Annotated in this window: 17 protein-coding genes; all 17 read left to right on the top strand. The window is 41.0% G+C overall.

All coding sequences use genetic code 11. The features are described 5' to 3' along the window. Nucleotides 1-129: 129 nt before the first annotated feature. The gene (gene flgF / locus H5114_RS00850; protein ID WP_124016910.1) at nucleotides 130-873 is read left to right on the top strand and encodes a flagellar basal-body rod protein FlgF; all 744 of its coding nucleotides are present in this window, start codon (nucleotides 130-132) and stop codon (nucleotides 871-873) included. Between the two features lie 11 nt (nucleotides 874-884). Next, nucleotides 885-1673: a flagellar basal-body rod protein FlgG gene (flgG, locus tag H5114_RS00845; RefSeq protein WP_124016911.1), complete on the top strand. Its 789-nt coding sequence runs from the start codon at nucleotides 885-887 to the stop codon at nucleotides 1671-1673. A 9-nt stretch (nucleotides 1674-1682) separates the two neighbouring features. Then, nucleotides 1683-2357, top strand: a complete 675-nt coding sequence (gene flgH / locus H5114_RS00840; protein ID WP_182698003.1) for a flagellar basal body L-ring protein FlgH — start codon at nucleotides 1683-1685, stop codon at nucleotides 2355-2357. 10 nt (nucleotides 2358-2367) lie between these two features. Beyond that, on the top strand, nucleotides 2368-3465 hold the full coding sequence (locus tag H5114_RS00835; RefSeq protein ID WP_124016913.1) for a flagellar basal body P-ring protein FlgI: 1098 nt from the start codon (nucleotides 2368-2370) through the stop codon (nucleotides 3463-3465). A 17-nt stretch (nucleotides 3466-3482) separates the two neighbouring features. Then, nucleotides 3483-4610, top strand: coding sequence for a flagellar assembly peptidoglycan hydrolase FlgJ (flgJ, locus tag H5114_RS00830; protein WP_165870113.1), 1128 nt, complete (start codon nucleotides 3483-3485; stop codon nucleotides 4608-4610). Beyond that, nucleotides 4610-6523 (top strand): flagellar hook-associated protein FlgK, encoded by a 1914-nt coding sequence (gene flgK, locus H5114_RS00825; RefSeq protein ID WP_182721954.1) that lies wholly within the window; start codon nucleotides 4610-4612, stop codon nucleotides 6521-6523. The genes flgJ and flgK overlap by 1 nt, the downstream gene beginning before the upstream one ends. Before the next feature lie 10 nt (nucleotides 6524-6533). Further along, entirely contained in the window at nucleotides 6534-7736 is a 1203-nt protein-coding gene (flgL, locus tag H5114_RS00820) for a flagellar hook-associated protein FlgL (RefSeq protein ID WP_182721953.1), read from the top strand. Nucleotides 7737-7816: 80 nt separating this feature from the next. Then, a complete protein-coding gene (locus tag H5114_RS00815; RefSeq protein ID WP_182721952.1) occupies nucleotides 7817-8665 on the top strand; it encodes a flagellin in 849 nt (282 codons plus the stop codon). Between the two features lie 233 nt (nucleotides 8666-8898). Beyond that, a complete protein-coding gene (locus H5114_RS00810; protein WP_182721951.1) occupies nucleotides 8899-9744 on the top strand; it encodes a flagellin in 846 nt (281 codons plus the stop codon). Nucleotides 9745-9857: 113 nt separating this feature from the next. Then, a complete protein-coding gene (locus tag H5114_RS00805; RefSeq protein WP_182721950.1) occupies nucleotides 9858-10262 on the top strand; it encodes a flagellar protein FlaG in 405 nt (134 codons plus the stop codon). Between the two features lie 85 nt (nucleotides 10263-10347). After that, on the top strand, nucleotides 10348-11712 hold the full coding sequence (gene fliD, locus H5114_RS00800; RefSeq protein ID WP_182721949.1) for a flagellar filament capping protein FliD: 1365 nt from the start codon (nucleotides 10348-10350) through the stop codon (nucleotides 11710-11712). Between the two features lie 14 nt (nucleotides 11713-11726). Continuing rightward, complete coding sequence (locus H5114_RS00795) at nucleotides 11727-12053, top strand: flagella biosynthesis chaperone for FliD, FliT (RefSeq protein WP_182721948.1); 327 nt, start codon at nucleotides 11727-11729, stop codon at nucleotides 12051-12053. Nucleotides 12054-12059: 6 nt separating this feature from the next. Next, the gene (gene fliS / locus H5114_RS00790) at nucleotides 12060-12464 is read left to right on the top strand and encodes a flagellar export chaperone FliS (protein WP_182721947.1); all 405 of its coding nucleotides are present in this window, start codon (nucleotides 12060-12062) and stop codon (nucleotides 12462-12464) included. Nucleotides 12465-13681: 1217 nt separating this feature from the next. After that, nucleotides 13682-15112, top strand: a complete 1431-nt coding sequence (locus H5114_RS00785; protein WP_182698011.1) for a sigma-54-dependent Fis family transcriptional regulator — start codon at nucleotides 13682-13684, stop codon at nucleotides 15110-15112. A gap of 169 nt (nucleotides 15113-15281) precedes the next feature. Further along, the gene (locus H5114_RS00780; RefSeq protein WP_310736374.1) at nucleotides 15282-16502 is read left to right on the top strand and encodes a HAMP domain-containing sensor histidine kinase; all 1221 of its coding nucleotides are present in this window, start codon (nucleotides 15282-15284) and stop codon (nucleotides 16500-16502) included. Beyond that, a complete protein-coding gene (locus tag H5114_RS00775) occupies nucleotides 16495-17844 on the top strand; it encodes a sigma-54 dependent transcriptional regulator (RefSeq protein WP_182721946.1) in 1350 nt (449 codons plus the stop codon). The genes H5114_RS00780 and H5114_RS00775 overlap by 8 nt, the downstream gene beginning before the upstream one ends. A gap of 243 nt (nucleotides 17845-18087) precedes the next feature. Beyond that, the gene (fliE, locus tag H5114_RS00770) at nucleotides 18088-18429 is read left to right on the top strand and encodes a flagellar hook-basal body complex protein FliE (protein ID WP_124016924.1); all 342 of its coding nucleotides are present in this window, start codon (nucleotides 18088-18090) and stop codon (nucleotides 18427-18429) included. Nucleotides 18430-18479 lie beyond the last annotated feature (50 nt).

The raw sequence follows: 18479 nt of genomic DNA, 5'->3' as shown, positions 1-18479 counted from the left end.
ACCCATTAATTTTATTGATTAACTGATTCATACAGTTACATCTCAATCCTCTCACTTAAAAATCGTTGGCATGATGCTTGCTTGTTCTGTGTATATAGTGTTTTTGCAGAAAGTTTGACGGAGCAAAAAATGGACAAATTTCTTTATATTGCCATGAGCGGCGCAAAGCAAGGGATGAATGCCCTAGCAGTGAGTGCGAACAATCTTGCTAACGCGAATACTGATGGATTTAAAGCTGACATGGTCCAAGCCCGTTCAATGCAGGCATTTGGTGAAGGTTTGCCTACACGGGTATTTTCGATGATGGAAAGCCCAGGCAGTAACTTTAATGGCGGCCCCATTAAAACTACTGGTCGCGATCTTGATATTGCGGTTAAAGGAGATGGCTGGCTTGCTGTGCAGGCAGCTGATGGTTCCGAGGCATATACCCGCGCTGGTAGTCTAAAAATTGACAGTACCGGCTTGTTATTAAATAGCCGTGATCGTCCCGTTATGGGCGCTTCAGGTCCCATTGTGTTACCCATTCCAGTTGAAAAAATAGAGATTTCGGCCAACGGTATTATTTCTGTACGCCCTCAAGGGGCAACCGCAGAGGTAATAGAAGAGGTCGGAAGGATTAAGTTAGTTAATCCTGGTAACGAAAACCTTATGCGCGGTGAAGATGGTTTATTTCGTCTTATTGCCGGTGGCAATGCGCCAAACGACCCAGGCGTTCAAGTTGAAAGTGGTGCGGTCGAAGGCAGTAATGTTAATTCTGTGCATGAAATGGTCGCCATGATTGATATTCAACGTCAATACGAAATGCAAGTCAAAATGATGAAGAACGCTGAAGAGATTGATCGAGCGTCCACTTCTTTGATGAGAATTAGTTAGGAGTAATTATTATGCATCCAGCGTTATGGATAAGTAAAACCGGTGTCGACGCCCAACAAACCAATATTGCGGTTATTTCAAATAACGTGGCTAACGCCAGTACCGTTGGATTTAAGAAAAGTCGTGCAGTATTTGAAGACCTTCTTTATCAAACGGTTAACCAAGCTGGTGGCATTAGCTCAGACAATAGCAAGTTACCTAATGGTTTAAACATTGGTGCGGGTACTAAAGTGGTTGCCACGCAAAAAATGTTTACCCAAGGCAACATGCTGACCACAGATAACTCATTAGATTTAATGATTGAAGGTTCGGGCTTTTTTGAGGTGCAAATGCCAGATGGTACAGCAGCCTACACCCGTAACGGCCAGTTCAGCTTAGATGATACCGGCCAAATCGTCACACCAGGTTCTGGTTATGTGGTTCAACCGCCTATCACTATTCCAGAAAACTCCACCAGTATTACGGTGTCGGCCTCGGGTGAAGTGTCAGTGCAAACCCCAGGTACAGCTGCCAGTCAGATTATTGGCCAGTTAACCATGACCGATTTTATTAACCCTGCTGGTTTAGATCCATTAGGGCAAAACTTATACACCGAAACAGGTGCGAGTGGCACGCCTATTCAAGGTACTGCATCACAAGACGGTTTAGGTTCTATCCGCCAAGGCGCATTGGAAACCTCTAACGTTAATGTGACAGAAGAATTGGTTAACCTTATTCAAGGTCAACGTATTTACGAGATGAACTCCAAAGTTATCTCGGCGGTTGATCAGATGCTGTCTTATATTAATCAGAATCTCTAAGGAGCTAACATGATTAAATACATTGCGTTAGCGTCAGTATTGTTATTGGCTGGGTGCAGTTCTACGCCCAAGAAACCGATTGCTGATGATCCATTTTATGCGCCGGTATACCCAGATACTGTACCAACGCAAGTGGTGCCAACGGGATCTATTTATCTTGATAGCCAGGCATCAAGCTTGTATTCCGATATTCGTGCGCATCGGGTCGGTGACATCATCACTGTGACCTTAAAAGAATCAACCCAAGCGAAAAAAAGTGCCTATAACCAAATCAAAAAAGGCACCGACTTAACCGTCGAGCCTATTTATGCTGGTGGCAAAAATGTGTCTATAAGTGGTATCCCGCTCGATCTTGGTTATAACGACAGCATGAATACCAAGCGAGAATCAGATGCCGATCAATCAAACAGTTTAGATGGCAGTATTTCAGCCAACATCATTCAAGTACTTAGCAACGGCAATTTAGTTATCCGTGGTGAAAAATGGATTTCGATCAATAACGGTGATGAGTTTATTCGCGTCACTGGCATGATCCGCAGTGAAGACATTAACCCAGATAATACAATTGATTCTACACGAGTGGCTAACGCTCGTTTTCAGTATAGCGGTACCGGTACGTTTGCTGACTCCCAAAAAGTCGGTTGGCTGAGTTCATTCTTTATGAGTGACTGGTGGCCTTTCTAAGGAGTAATGCATGAAAACTAAATTGATCGTGTCGCTTGTTGCGTCGATATTAATGCTCAGCGCTTCTGCAAATGCAGAGCGGATTAAAGATATCGCCAGTATTCAGGGAGTACGAAGTAACCAACTAGTGGGTTATGGCTTAGTTGTTGGTTTGCCTGGTACCGGGGAGAAAACCCGATATACCGAACAAACATTTAGAACCATGCTAAAAAACTTTGGCATTAATTTACCTGAATCAGTTCGTCCAAATTCAAAGAACGTAGCCGTTGTTGCTGTACACGCTGAAATGCCAGCCTTTATCAAGCCGGGTCAAAATCTTGACATTACCGTGTCTAGTTTAGGCGAGGCAAAAAGTTTACGTGGTGGCACCTTATTGCAAACCTTCTTAAAAGGGGTTGACGGCAATGTGTATGCCATTGCTCAGGGCAGCTTAATTGTGAGTGGCTTTAGTGCCGAAGGGCTTGATGGCTCTATGGTGATTCAAAATACGCCAACGGTTGGTCGTATTCCAAGTGGCGCCATTGTTGAACGCAGTGTGATCAGTCCGTTTGCTAGTGGTGATTACCTGACATTTAATTTACGTCGCTCAGATTTTTCTACCGCCAAACGTACTGCCGATGCGATTAACGATTTACTTGGCCCAGACATGGCAAAAGCTATTGATGCTACTTCTATTCAAGTCAGTGCACCGCGCGACGCATCACAGCGGGTATCGTTTTTATCGACATTAGAAAACATTGAGGTTATTCCGGCTGAAGAGTCAGCCAAAGTCATTGTTAACTCACGTACTGGCACCATTGTGGTTGGTCAAAATGTCAAGTTACTGCCTGCGGCTGTGACCCACGGTGGATTAACCGTGACTATTGCCGAAGCTACGCAAGTATCACAACCCAACCCCTTAGCGGGTGGTAATACGGTTGTTACCACCAACAGTACGATTGATGTGTCAGAAAAAGATCGTCGTATGTTCATGTTTAATCCAGGCACCACTCTTGATGAGCTTGTCAGAGCCGTGAATCTAGTGGGCGCAGCACCATCAGATGTTCTTGCCATACTTGAAGCGTTAAAAATGGCAGGCGCTTTGCATGGTGAACTTATCATCATCTAAATATTGTCGGAATGACTATGGAAAAGTTGTCAGCTTCATCGAACTTTCTGGATCTAGGAGGACTAGATTCACTTCGTGTCCAAGCCCAGAAAGACGAGAAGGGGGCACTTAAAGAAGCGGCTAAGCAATTTGAAGGGATCTTTATTCAAATGCTCATGAAAAGCATGCGAGATGCCAATGCCGCGTTTAAGTCAGACAATCCAATGAACAGTGAAACAACAGCATTTTTTGAACAAATGCGTGATCAACAAATGTCTGTCGATTTATCCAATAAAGGCATGCTAGGGCTGGCTGAAATGATGGTGCAGCAATTAGACCCAGAAAATAGCCCTATTACTCCGGCATCAGTATTACGCGGTAATAGCGACTACAAAGTAAACCCGAGCATGTTTGTTGCGCCAGCAACAGAGTTAGATAAAGACACTTTAGATGCTATAGCACCAAAAGATCAAATAGCGGCATCGCATTCAGTTATTGATCATGCGCAGTCTATGCAACCTATGACGGCCAAGCTTTCTCGGGTGTTATCTGGTGATCAATTAGACAGTGTGTTACGCGGCGAGCAATTAACCAGCCAAGCGTTACAAACGGGCAAAAGTTTGCCGCCGGTTGATACCCCTATGGCAAAAAGCAAAGGTATTGCGGTAAGTCAATTTACCAGTCCAGAACATTTTATTTCGGTGTTGTATCCCCACGCTGAAAAAGCGGCTAAATCCCTGGGTACCTCAGCTGAAGTGTTAATCGCTCAATCAGCACTCGAAACCGGCTGGGGCCAAAAAGTGGTACGTCGTAATGACGGCACTATGAGTAATAACTTATTTAATATCAAAGCTGATAAACGTTGGCAGGGTGACAAAACCTCTGTCAATACATTGGAATTTGAAAAGGGCATAGCGGTGCAACAAAAAGCGGATTTCAGAATGTATGACAACCTTGAACAGAGCTTTAACGATTTTGTGTCGTTTATTAGCCAAGGTGATCGTTATCAAGATGCGCGTAAAGTTGCCGCAGAGCCGACTCAGTTTATTAAAGCACTGCAAAAAGCAGGCTATGCCACCGACCCTCAATATGCCAATAAAGTTATCAATGTGATGAAGTCGGTAAAAGAAGGCCTTAAATCTGTATTACCTGTGGAGACTAAATAATGTCGATTGACTTACTCAATATCGCTCGCACAGGCGTTCAAGCATCTCAAGCGCAATTAGGTGTCACCAGTAATAACATCGCCAATGCAAATACTGCTGGTTACAACAGGCAAGTTGCTACCCAGTCATCATTAGAATCACAACGCTTAGGCAATAATTTTTATGGCACCGGCACTTATGTGTCCGATGTTAAGCGTGTTTATAACGAATTTGCCGCGCGTGAGTTACGCATAGGTCAAACCAGCATGAGTGCGGCTGAAACCTCTTATAGTAAGTTGAGTGAGTTAGACCAGATTTATTCTCAAATTGGTAAAATGGTACCAGCAAATTTGAACAATTTTTTTGCTAGCATCAATAATGTAGCCGATTTACCGACCGATTTAGGTATTCGTGGCAGTAGTCTCAGCTCTGCAGAGCAGTTAGCCGCTGGTCTAAATCAAATGCAGTCGCAACTCGATGGTCAGGTAAAGCAAACCAATAGCCAAATTGAATCCGTTACCACTCGTATAAATGAGATAAGCAAAGAATTAGGCAGCATCAATTTAGAATTGATGAAATCTCAAGGCGATGACAGCCAAGTGCTAGACAAGCAAGACGCACTCATTTTAGAGCTCAGCCAGTATGCTCAGGTGAATGTTATTCCATTAGATACTGGTGCCAAATCAATTATGCTGGGCGGTTCAGTGATGTTGGTGTCAGGTGAAGTGTCGATGTCAATTGGCATGAGCCCAGGCGATCCATATCCAAATGAACCGCGCATTAATGCTTCTATTGGCGATAAAACCCTTAACATTGATCCGTCTAAATTGGGCGGTCAACTTGGCGCATTATTTTCATTTAGAGATGACACTTTATTACCGGCTAGCACTGAGCTTGGCCAATTAGCCTTAGGTATTGCAGACACCTTTAACGAAATGCAATCCAAAGGTTTTGACTTAAACGGTAACGTCGGTAGCGATATCTTTCGTGATATTAACGATCCATTAATGGCTTCAGGCCGTGCAGCAAGTAATTCTACCAATACTGGTACAGCAGCAATGTCGGTCAATATTGATGATGTGGGGGCATTATCAGGTGGCAGCTACGAGTTGAGCTATACCATCGCAGATGGTTACCAATTAAAAGATACTAAAACTGGAGAGCAAACCACATTAACAGTATCGGGTAGTCAACTTACCGGTGGTGCAGGTTTTAGCATTAATATTGCCAGTGGTGCCGTAGCGGATGGTGATAAATTTGAAATCCGTCCAACAGCAGGCGCAGCCTCTGGTTTAAAAGTGGTGATGACCGATCCCGAAGGCATTGCTGCTGCTGGGCCTAGTTTAAGTGCCGACGTTGCCAATTCTGGTAATACTTCTATCAGTTTAAATAACATGAACTCCAGCGCTGCGGGTTTCCAGGGTGTTGGATCGTCGATTACTTTTCAACTCAATACAGCAGCCAATACTTACGAAGCATTTGACAGTGCTGGTGTGTCGTTAGGAGTAGGTGCTTACACTGGCAATAACATTAACGCTTTTGGCATGGACTTTAATATTACCACTTCAGGTACTGCGACTGGCGAACGTTTCACGTTTGATTTGTCATTTGCAGAAGGCGACAACAGTAATGCAGTTGAAATGGCTAAATTGTCTGATGCTAAATTGATGAATAACGGCACTGGTACCTTAAACAGCGTATTTGAAAATACTAAATTGGATATTGGTAGCCAAACTAAGTCTGCTGAAGTGCGAGTGGGCTCGGCAACGGCAATATATCAACAAGCCAGTAACCGTGTGCAAAGTGAATCTGGTGTCAACCTTGATGAAGAAGCAGCAAATTTATTGCGTTTTCAACAGTCTTACCAAGCCTCCGCCAGAATAATGACAACTGCACAAACCATTTTCGACACTCTATTAAGCTCGGTTCGCTAGGAGATACATTATGAGAATTTCTACCGGACAAATGTTCCAGCAAAGTACTAAGAGTATTTTAGATAAGCAATCAGCAACAAATACTATTTTAGCGCAGATTACGAGTGGTAAAAAAGTCAATACAGCAGGTGACGATCCTGTTGCAGCCATTGGTATTGATAACTTAAAGCAAAAAAATGCCTTGGTGGATCAATATTCAAAGAATGTTGATTATGCAACTAATCACCTGTCTATCAGTGAAAGTAAAATTGGTAGTGCGGAGACGTTAATTTCATCTATGCGTGAACAATTATTACGAGGTGCAAACGGCAGCCTTAGTCCCGTTGAGCGGCAAATGGTTGCCGATGAAATGAGAGCGAGCCTCGAGGAGCTAGTCTCAATCGCTAATAGTCAGGATGAATCTGGTAACTACATGTTTGCAGGAAACAAAACCAATTCACAACCTTTTGCTTTTGACATCAATAATGAAATTGTTTACAGCGGTGATTCTGGTGTCAGAAAAAGTGTTGTGGCATCTGGCGTTGCGATACCGACAAATATTCCCGGTGATTTAGCCTTTATGAATTCGGTTAACCCTATTGGGGACTATGGTGTCAATTATTTGTCTCCTCAGCAAGGTGACTCTGCTGTTTCAAGTGCCAAAATAACGAATCAAGCAACGCATGTTTCTGATACATATACATTTAATTTCACTCCCAATGGCACTGGGGTTGATCTCCAAGTATTAAATTCAGGGGGCGGTACAGTTACTACCGTAACTAATTTTGATGCTACCAATCCTGTTTCTTTCAATGATATAGAGGTGAAATTAAACGGAACTCCAGCAGCGGGCGACTCTTTTACCATGGAACCAATGGAAACTGTCAGTATCTTTGATTCATTTAGCAAAGCATTAGCATTGTTAGAAACTCCTGAGTCGACAAATAGTCCTCAAGGGAAGTCGAAGTTGGCACAACTATTGAATGATATTGATAGTGGTCAAAATCAAGTCAGTACGGCAAGAGGGATCGCTGGTAATAATTTGAAAGGTTTAGAGAGTATTTCTACAAATCATTCAGAAGAGAAAATTATTAATAGCAGCACGTTGTCTATTCTTGAAGATTTAGATTATGCCGAGGCTATGACCGAGTTTGAAAAACAACAGCTTGCACTTAATGCGGTATCGAGTGTGTTTAGTAAAGTGGGTTCGCTTTCATTGTTTGATTACATCTAACAATAAGCAATCACGTTAAATTGTAAAATTTAGCCAAGCTCCACAGTCTTGGCAACAAAACTAGGAATGAGGAATTATTTATGGCTATTACAGTTAATACCAACGTTACTTCTATGAAAGCACAGAAGAATTTAAATACATCAAGCCAAGCACTGTCTACTTCGATGGAACGTTTATCGAGTGGTTTGCGCATTAACAGCGCTAAAGACGATGCTGCAGGTTTAGCTATTTCTAATCGTTTAAACTCCCAGGTTGGTGGTTTAGAAGTAGGTATGCGTAATGCTAACGATGCAATTTCAATTGCACAGATTGCCGAAGGCGCAATGCAAGAGCAGACTAATATGCTACAACGTATGCGAGATTTAACTATTCAGAGTACCAATGGTGCAAATAGTACTGCTGACTTGAAATCCATTGCCGCAGAAATAAACCAACTTGTCACGGAAATTGATAAAGTTGCAACTACAACGGCTTTTGGTACTACGAAACTATTAAGCGGTGGTTTTGCCGCGGGCAGGACATTCCAAGTAGGGGCTCAAGCGGGGGAGAATATTTCTGTTTCAGTTGCGAATACTACAGCAGCAACCTTACTAATTACAGGTATGTCAGTTGGTGAAACACTTGCAACCGGCGCAGCGGCAGGCTCAACGGCACGTTCGACTGCTTTAGGTAAAATTGATGCTGCAATAAAGACGATCGATACTAATCGAGGTAAGTTAGGTGCGATACAGAATCGTTTAGCCTATAACATCAGTAACAGTGCTAACACTCAAGCTAACGTTGCTGACGCTAAAAGTCGCATTGTCGACGTCGACTTTGCTAAAGAAACATCAACAATGACCAAGAACCAAGTGTTACAACAAACAGGTTCAGCGATGTTAGCTCAAGCTAACCAGTTGCCTCAAGTTGCATTGTCATTATTGGGTTAGTAATAACTCACTTATAAAATAGGCTTCTTAATAGAAGCCTATTTTATATTATTATAAGTAACTAATAATTTAAGTTTTTTTTAAATTTTTATAAATTTATAAAAAAAGATTTAAAAAAAACTAAAGATAAAAAGATTGTAGCCGTTAAATATATTGTAACGAGCAAGACCTGTTTGACTTGAGATAAAGCATGCAGGCATCTCTCAAGTCAGAAACAATATGAGGAAGCAATCATGGCTATCACAGTAAACACTAACGTAACGTCGTTAAAAGCTCAGAAAAACTTGAATTCATCTAGTGGTGCACTTGCAACTTCTATGGAGCGTCTATCCAGTGGTTTGCGCATTAATAGCGCTAAAGATGATGCCGCAGGTCTTGGTATCTCTAACCGTTTAAACTCTCAAATTAACGGTTTATCAGTTGGTATGCGTAATGCCAACGATGCGATTTCAATTGCACAAATTGCTGAAGGTGCGATGCAAGAGCAGACCAATATGCTGCAACGTATGCGAGATTTAACGGTGCAGAGTAGCAATGGTACAAATAGTACTGCTGACTTGACATCCATTGCCGCAGAAATTGGACAACTTGTCACGGAAATTGATAAAATCGCATCTACAACGGCATTTGGTACTACCAAACTATTAAGCGGTGGTTTTGCCGCGGGCAGGACATTCCAAGTAGGGGCTCAAGCGGGTGAAAATATTGCTATTTCAGTTGCGAATACTACAGCAGCAACCTTACTAATTACAGGTATGTCAGTTGGTCAAACACTTGCAACCGGCGCGGCGGCAGGCTCAACGGCACGTTCGACTGCTTTAGGTAAAATTGATGCTGCAATAAAGACGATCGATACTAACCGAGGTAAGTTAGGTGCGATACAGAATCGTTTAGCATATAACATCAGTAACAGTGCTAACACTCAAGCTAACGTTGCTGATGCAAAAAGTCGTATTGTGGATGTTGACTTTGCAAAAGAAACTTCAACAATGACTAAAAACCAAGTACTACAGCAAACTGGCTCAGCAATGTTAGCCCAAGCTAACCAGTTGCCTCAGATCGCTCTATCGCTACTTTAGTTAGTTAATTAATTATTAGCTATGCTTTAGGGAGGTCCATTATGGAACTCCCTTTGTTGTTTAAGCATAATAGAGATTTATACTCTATTATCTAAGGTAAATTGAGGTGTATCATGGAAATTAACAATAATACTGCTCACTTTGCTATGAATACTGATTTTAGTAAGGTTGATGTAGCTACTCAGTCAGCTACAAACCAGCCAGCTTCTGCACAAAGCAAAACTAATGATTTGTCTTCTGTGAATACGATTAACAATAATGAGTCCACGACTCAGTTAATGCAAAAAGAGCCTAATAACGAACAGTTGAAACAAGTCGCCGCAGATTTGACCGATATGGTTGCTATGATGCAAAAAGGGTTAAAGTTCTCGGTTGATGATGATTCAGGTAAACAAGTTATTAAAGTTCAGGATATTGAGTCTGGTGATATTATTAGACAGATTCCGAGCGAAGAAGCTTTAAAACTGGCGCAAAAAATTAGTGAGGTTTCAGGTGTTTTGATGAGAATTGAAGTTTAATTCTTTGTATAAATACTGACTTTAGTTTTAGCTTTGATTTATGCAGCTATTATTTAGATGATTAACTGGTTCAACGGAGGCTTCAATGGCTTTAACTGCGACAGGTATTGGTTCTGGGTTAGATATTTCAAATATCGTCAGTGTACTTGTCAACGCTGAGAAACAACCCAAAGAAGCCTTGTTTACCCAAAAAGAAACTCAACTAAATGCGAAAGTCTCCGCTATGGGCACTTTAAAAAGCGGTTTATCAAACTTTCAAGATGCGATTAAAAAACTTCAAAGCGGTGAGTTACTCAATTCTCGGATCGTATCAACGGGAGATAGTGCATTTTTTACAGCTAAAGCTGATCAATATGCTCAACCAGGTAACTATTCCGTTAAAGTCGAACAACTTGCTCTTTCTCACAAAGTTGCGGGGGCAAATGTCGCCGATCCGTCTCTTGCTGTGGGCCAAGGCAGTATAGATTTATCTGTGAATGGTACAAGTTTTTCAGTAGCAATTGATCCTGCTGATAACCTTTCTGCTATTGCGTCAAAAATTAATAATGCCTCAGATAACTCAGGTGTTACTGCCACATTGATTAAAAGTGATGCAGGAAGCCGACTTGTTTTTACCGCCAATGATTCTGGAACCGATAATCAAGTTTCAGTGTCAGCCGTAGACTCTAGCGGTACTGGATTATCTGATATGTTTAATGGTGCTAATCTAGAAACTCTGCAAAGTGCCGCTAACTCTATTATTTATGTTGATGGACAGAAATTAACCTCACAAAGCAACGCTATAGATGGTGCAATTACAGGCGTCAGTCTATCTTTGACTAAAGCAGATGTCGGCGCTACTTCAACACTATCGATTAAGCAAGATACTGATTCAGTTAAAAAGAATATTGAAGGTTTTGTTGACGCTTACAATACCTTGATTTCATCTATCGATAAATTGTCTTCTTATGATGTTGATAAAGATAAAGCTTCAGCCCTCCAGGGCGATTCTATTATTAGGTCATTAGAGTCTCAATTACGAAAAACGGTTAGTGAAAGAGTCAGTGTCGATGGAGTCGAATCTGCATTGTATGAGCTTGGTATCTCTACCGATAATAAAGGTAAATTAAAGATTGATGACACTCGCTTAACCAATGCGGTTAATAACAATATGTCACTTGTTGAGGGGGTATTTTCAACAAGTGACACGGGTTTAGCTTACAAATTTGATGAATTAGCAAAAAGTTACACCAAATCTGGCGGTGTTATTGATAATCGTAATAACTCATACACCGAAGAAACGAAAAGACTAACTGATCAGCGTGAAGTCTTTAGTCTGAAAATGGAGCAACTACAGTCTCGTCTTCTTAAACAATTCAACGCTATGGATTTGATTGTTGCCCAACTAAATCAACAAAGCTCTGGTTTAGCTGATAGATTGAATTCGCTCCCTGGTGTAGTGAGAGCATAATAGGAATACATAGATTGAACGCTGAACTTGAACTGATTAACGAGACTATTGAAGATACGTTAAATCAAATTGAGAAAATTCCTGCCGAAAATGACCAATCTGATAAGTTGGTATCATTATTGCTTGACTCTATAGGAGATCGTCAATTATACATTGATTCAATGATACATGATGCGGTTGATGATACATTTGCGAGTTCCTTGTCTGAACAATTATTATTGACTGACACCTTTATTAGCAGATGTTTAAAAGTAATGTCTCATCGACAAAGCTTATTAAATTTAAAGCGAACTCATGAACGACAAATTAAGGTTTATCAAAATATTGATTCAAATAGGTAGGTTATTATGAGAAGTTCTTTACAGTCATATCGTAAGGTTTCGTTGGACAGCGAGATATCAGTTGCTTCGCCACATCGTATTATTCAGATGATGTTTGCCGGTGGTTTAGAAAGACTTGCTCAAAGTCGTTATGCTATTGAAAATGGTGATATGATCAATAAAGGTCTGTTTATTGGCAAAGCAATAGGCATTATTAATGGACTTAACAATAGTTTGAATATGGATGAAGGCGGAGAGATTGCTGGAAACCTAAGTAAGTTATATGATTTTATCATTTTAAAAGTAACCGAAGCCAATTTGAGAAATGACGCACAAGCAATAGATGATGCAGTAAGTGTGTTACGAACTCTCAAAGAAGGTTGGGATGCAATTCCTCAAGATAAGCATCACATAACTTCTGAAGCAAGTTAAACGCAACACTATATCTCGTATAAAACTAAAATGAGACTTAGCGTATAAGGCCATTCACCTAGGGTGAGTGGCTTTTTTATAACGGAGACACAGGTCTTATGCCTCATAGTAATGCTTTTCTTATGAGGACGATACACAGCCTTTTTATAATTAATGTTAAAACCATTTAACCATGAGCTAGGTTGTATGTTTATAAAAAAACAATCTATTTCCTATTAACTCTTACAATCAGCCTGTTAGTCTTAATATTTTGATTAATTAGATATTTCTGCTAAATTTCACCTCATTTAATTCTCTGTATAAACCAAAACCTATTGAAATGGTATCGCATTAAGCGAACCGTTAAGGTTAATATTTATTCTCGTTAGCATAAATTGTTGTTTGAAATCGAAAGTTTTTGTATTGCTCTGGAGGTTACTTTTAACGCCTAGGTGTGTAGCTTTTCTGACGATTATTATAGTAGTAAAACTGATGAGTAAGAATGATTTTAATCAGCATAATTAAGGTATATTCATAGCGAGACTTTTAAAGTTGAAGTGACATTTCATCGTATAGCTAAGTGACAGAGAGCGATTGTTAAATTTACCTTTGAGGATTATCACTGCAACGATGATTGCTATAAAACCTCCTTTTGTAAATGACAATTAACGGTCATGTTAAGGCCATTCAAGGCGATGATACTGTCTACAGTAGACCACTTATTTATAAAAGGAGACCATTAAGAGTTCGAACAATTTTATGGTAGTAATTCATTGGTATACAAAGTGTAAATCTATAAAAAATGTCAGTTAACATGCACCTGGAGTTGAGTGGTGAGTTTAGACTGATTTAGATTAGTATTATTACTTAAGGTGTTTTTAGGTTTGCGACTCAATTAAGCTGAAATTTTTACTACGGTATATTGATGCATTAAGATGATCTAACTTGGTTCATTAGATTTTTCGAATAAAAAAACAGCATATTGCTATTAAAATGTGGCTCAATGTAGATAAAATGTAACTGGTGCTTGCTTATGGTGAGCTGATAATACAATATTTATCCCTAAGTTCGTTTTTCTACCCAGAATTTTGCGGATTTACGATCATGTTTTAGGAATAATGCTAGAATACTGTCAGTGTTGTCAGCTGTTATGGCTGCAATGTACTTTGGTTTTTGTTGCTGTGTGCGACGCAACCATTCCGAATAAATACCTATAACAAGAGCTTTTGGCCTTCTGAATGATGCAAATAGAACAACGAATTTTAATTGTCGGTACCCCATCAGAGCGCGTGACCCGTTTGTGCTGTATTTTAGAATTCTTAGGCGAGCAATGTGACATTGTTTCTAATGAATCTTTAGCAGCCTTAGTCGAGCTTTCTCGGTACCGAGCAGTTGTCATTGTGAATGAAAATATCGATGTCGATAGTATTAAAAATATTATCGCTGCAGCTCCTTGGCAACCCATACTCTTGCTGGGTGATATTGATATTCATCTATCAAATGTGCTTGGGCTGATCGAAGAACCGATAAATTATCCGCAACTTACTGAGTTATTGCATTTTTGCCAAGTGTTTGGTCAAGCAAAACGCGAGCATACCTTAACAAACGGTAATCAGACTAAGTTATTCAGAAGCCTAGTGGGGCGCAGTGAAGGTATTGCTAACGTTAGACACTTGATTAGTCAAGTATCTAGTTCTGATGCAACTGTATTAGTGTTGGGGCAATCTGGCACAGGTAAGGAAGTGGTTGCACGTAATATTCATTATTTGTCTGAACGACGTGATGGCCCATTTATTCCTGTTAACTGTGGTGCGATTCCTGCTGAGTTACTTGAAAGTGAGTTATTTGGCCATGAGAAGGGCTCTTTTACCGGGGCAATATCTGCACGTAAAGGTCGTTTTGAAATGGCTGAAGGCGGTACGCTATTTCTCGATGAGATCGGTGACATGCCATTGCAGATGCAAGTTAAGTTGTTGCGTGTATTGCAAGAAAAGGTTTTTGAGCGTGTTGGTGGCAGTAAAACGATTGCCACAGATGTACGTATTGTGGCTGCTACGCATCGCGACCTTGAAACCATGATTGTAGATAATGAATTTCGTGAAGATTTGTTTTATCGATTAAATGTGTTCCCAATCGAAATGCCGGCTTTAAGTGAGCGACGTGATGATGTGCCGTTACTGCTGCACGAACTCGTTAACCGAGTGTTTAATGAAGGCCGCGGTAAGGTTCGCTTTACTCAACGAGCCATTGAATCATTAAAAGAGCATCCTTGGTCCGGTAATGTGCGTGAATTATCAAACTTAATTGAGCGCTTAACGATTTTGTACCCAGGCGGACTGGTTGATGTCAACGATTTACCGCATAAGTATCGTTATATTGATGTGCCAGAATATTGTATTGAAGTCAGTGAAGAACAGCTAGAACGTGATGCGTTAGCGTCGATATTCAGTGATGAAGAGCCTGTCGAAATACCCGAAACTCGCTTTCCAAGTGAATTACCGCCGGAAGGGGTTAATTTAAAAGACTTACTGGCCGAATTAGAAATCGACATGATCCGTCAGGCACTCGAACAGCAAGATAATGTTGTCGCAAGAGCGGCTGAGATGCTGGGTATTCGCCGTACCACATTAGTCGAAAAAATGCGTAAATATGGTTTAAGTAAAGAATAATTAAACTGTAATTAATTGATATTGTAATGAAAACACACTAAGAGTGTGTTTTCTCGTTTGCGTAGCTTGCTGAGGAACCGTGCACCGATGTTTCAGCTACGACAAAATGTTTTCTTGGCACGGTAAATGCATTGGGTTAGTCAAATGTTATTCTTTTGACGGAGCGACCATGTATTCAGCACGAGCGTTAACCCAGACAGACGATTCATACTTTGAATTATCTGCGTCAGCTTCGTCTTTCGCTATCACTGATGCGGAAACACAAACGTCTGCAATTGACGTGAATTCAAATGTACAAAGTCATACCAATCAGGGACGTGTTCACTCAAGCTCATTCATTGCCACAGGCATAGCAACGTCTCTCGTCAGTTCATATTCCAGTAAGGCCGCCAATATGTCGAATCAAATGGCGCATATTCTTCAAGCTATGCCATCTGGCGTGGTGATCATTGATGGTGATGGTGTTGTGACGTTAGCTAATCCGGTTGCAACAGAGCTATTAGGCCGACCTCTACAAGGATTACGTTGGTTTGATATTATTCATCGTGCTTTTGCACCTCAAGATGATGATGGACACGAAGTGTCGCTAAAAAATGGTCGACGGGTAAAGTTGGCTATTACACCGTTAGCCCCAGAACCTGGGCAGTTAATTGTGTTAACTGATCTTACCGAAACCCGTTTACTGCAGAAAAACCTATCTCATTTACAACGATTATCGGCGTTAGGGAAAATGGTGGCCACGTTAGCACATCAGGTACGCACCCCATTATCTGCAGCGCTTCTGTACGCTTCTAATCTTGCTAGTCCTAAATTAACCAATTCTGCACGGTCGAAGTTTCAATCTAAGCTGGTTGACCGACTCAATGAACTCGAGCGTCAAGTAAATGACATGTTACTTATGGCTAGAGGACGCCAAGATGGAATGGCTGAATCTGTTTCAATGGATGAGATAATCAGCCAAGTGATGGCCAGTTGTGAACCGATTGCAGATAAAAAACATTGTCAGCTGGTTGTTGAAGATACTTCACATTCATTGATGCTTGCCAATGCGAATGCGCTCAGTTCTGCGGTAAATAATTTAGTGATGAACAGTATTGAAGCTGGCGCCACAAAAATAAAAGTCAGCGCCAGTGAAACGCCTGATGGTCTATTATTGGATGTTATTGACAATGGCAAAGGGCTTGAACCGTCAATGCAGCAACAAATACTTGAGCCGTTTTTTACAACAAAGAGTCAAGGTACAGGTTTAGGCTTAGCGGTTGTGCAGTCGGTAGTACGAAACCATGGTGGACAGATACAGTTGTCGTGTAAACCCGGTATGGGTTGCCATATTCGTTTGAGCTTTCCGCACATTAACAAAATGAGTGATCAGGAGGTGGCGCGTGGCTGAAGCAAATATTCTATTAGTTGAAGATGATGCTGATTTACGTGAAGCATTGCTTGATACACTGATGCTTGCCCATTACGACTGTGTTGATGTTGGCAGTGCTGAAGAGGCTATATTGGCCTTAAAAGTAAACCACTTTGATATGGTGATTAGCGATGTGCAGATGGATGGCATCGGTGGTATGGGCTTGCTGAGTTATTTACAACAACATCAACCTAAAGTGCCGGTATTATTAATGACCGCATATGCCACGATTAACAGTGCTGTTAGTGCGATGAAATTAGGCGCAGTAGATTATCTTGCTAAGCCTTTTGCACCAGAAGTGTTATTAAATCAGGTATCACGCTATTTGCCTTTAAAACAAAATCACGACAATCCCGTGGTTGCCGATGAGAAAAGTTTAGCATTGTTAGCGCTGGCTCAGCGCGTTGCGGTGTCAGATGCTTCGGTCATGATCATGGGCCCGAGTGGTTCAGGTAAAGAAGTACTGGCACGTTATATTCATCAGCATAGCCAACGTAATGAGCAGCCATTTATTGCGATTAATTGTGCGGCAATACCAGAAAACATGTTAGAAGCCACCTTATTTGGTTATGAAAAAGGTGCATTTACTGGTGCTTATCAAGCTTGTCCAGGCAAGTTCGAACAAGCTCAGGGTGGCACCATATTGCTTGACGAGATTTCTGAGATGGAACTTGGCTTACAAGCAAAGTTATTGCGAGTATTACAAGAGCGCGAAGTAGAGCGTTTAGGTGGCCGTAAAACCATAAAATTAGATGTGAGAGTTCTCGCAACCTCAAACCGCGATTTGAAATCGTTGGCGACGTCTGGCGAATTCAGAGAAGATTTATATTACCGCATTAACGTATTTCCACTGACGTGGCCAGCACTAAACCAACGTCCTGCGGATATTCTTCCGTTAGCACGTCATTTATTGGCGAAGCATGCTAAAGCATTGAATATGACGTCTGTGCCTAAACTTGATGATGCGGCAACTCGACGGTTACTGACTCATCGCTGGCCGGGTAATGTGCGAGAGTTAGACAATGTTATTCAACGCGCCTTGATATTACGAGTAAATGATGACATTGGTGTCAATGATATTATTATCGACTCTGCTGATGTGAAGTTAGTTGCCACAGAATATGCAGAGACAGAGCCGTCTATTGAAGTAGATGGCTTAGGTGACGAATTAAAGGCCCAGGAACATGTGATTATTTTAGAAACCTTGAATCAATGTCAGGGGAGTAGAAAAAAGGTCGCTGAAAAACTCGGTATAAGTGCTCGAACATTACGTTATAAGATGGCCAAAATGCGTGATATGGGCATTCAACTTCCTGCTTAGCGTTATCTGTAATTGGTTAATTAACCTTATGATTTATAGTCTAATTAACTTTGCTTATTTATTGCTAACATCTGTCAAGATGCAAAAAGTAACCTGTCCTATCTAATGGAACGGTTACTTTTTCTCTATTTCCCGCCATTTTATCTACTCATATTATATTTCTTCTAATATTGGCATCTAAATTGCTTTAACTCTTTATTAGTTATTATTGTCGTCAAAAAGTCGACGAAAGGGAGTTACATCATGCAGATTAGCGCAAATCCATTAATGCAAGAAATGCAGTCACTTCGTGGCGAAATAGCCCCTTCGATTGGCTCATCTATTCGACCTAATCTTACTCAGCAAGTGAATAACACTACAGGCGTCGATTTCAGTCAGTTATTGTCTCAGGCTGTGGGCACTGTCAATGAGTTACAACAAAACTCGTCCAATTTAGCCACTCGTTTAGACATGGGCGATACGACGGTTACCCTTTCTGATACGGTTATTGCGCGTGAGAAAGCCGGTGTTGCCTTTGAAGCAACGGTGCAGGTACGTAATAAACTCGTTGAAGCATATAAAGAAATTATGAGTATGCCTGTTTAGCTGCAGATAGCGTTAAGCACTAAATAATATAACTACATTAGATATAGCAG

Origin of the sequence: Shewanella sp. SR43-8 (assembly GCF_014163775.1) — a bacterium.
Lineage (GTDB): Bacteria > Pseudomonadota > Gammaproteobacteria > Enterobacterales > Shewanellaceae > Shewanella > Shewanella vesiculosa.
The sequence above is the reverse complement of the archived record's forward strand: the minus strand, read 5'-3'. Positions and strand labels throughout refer to the sequence as shown.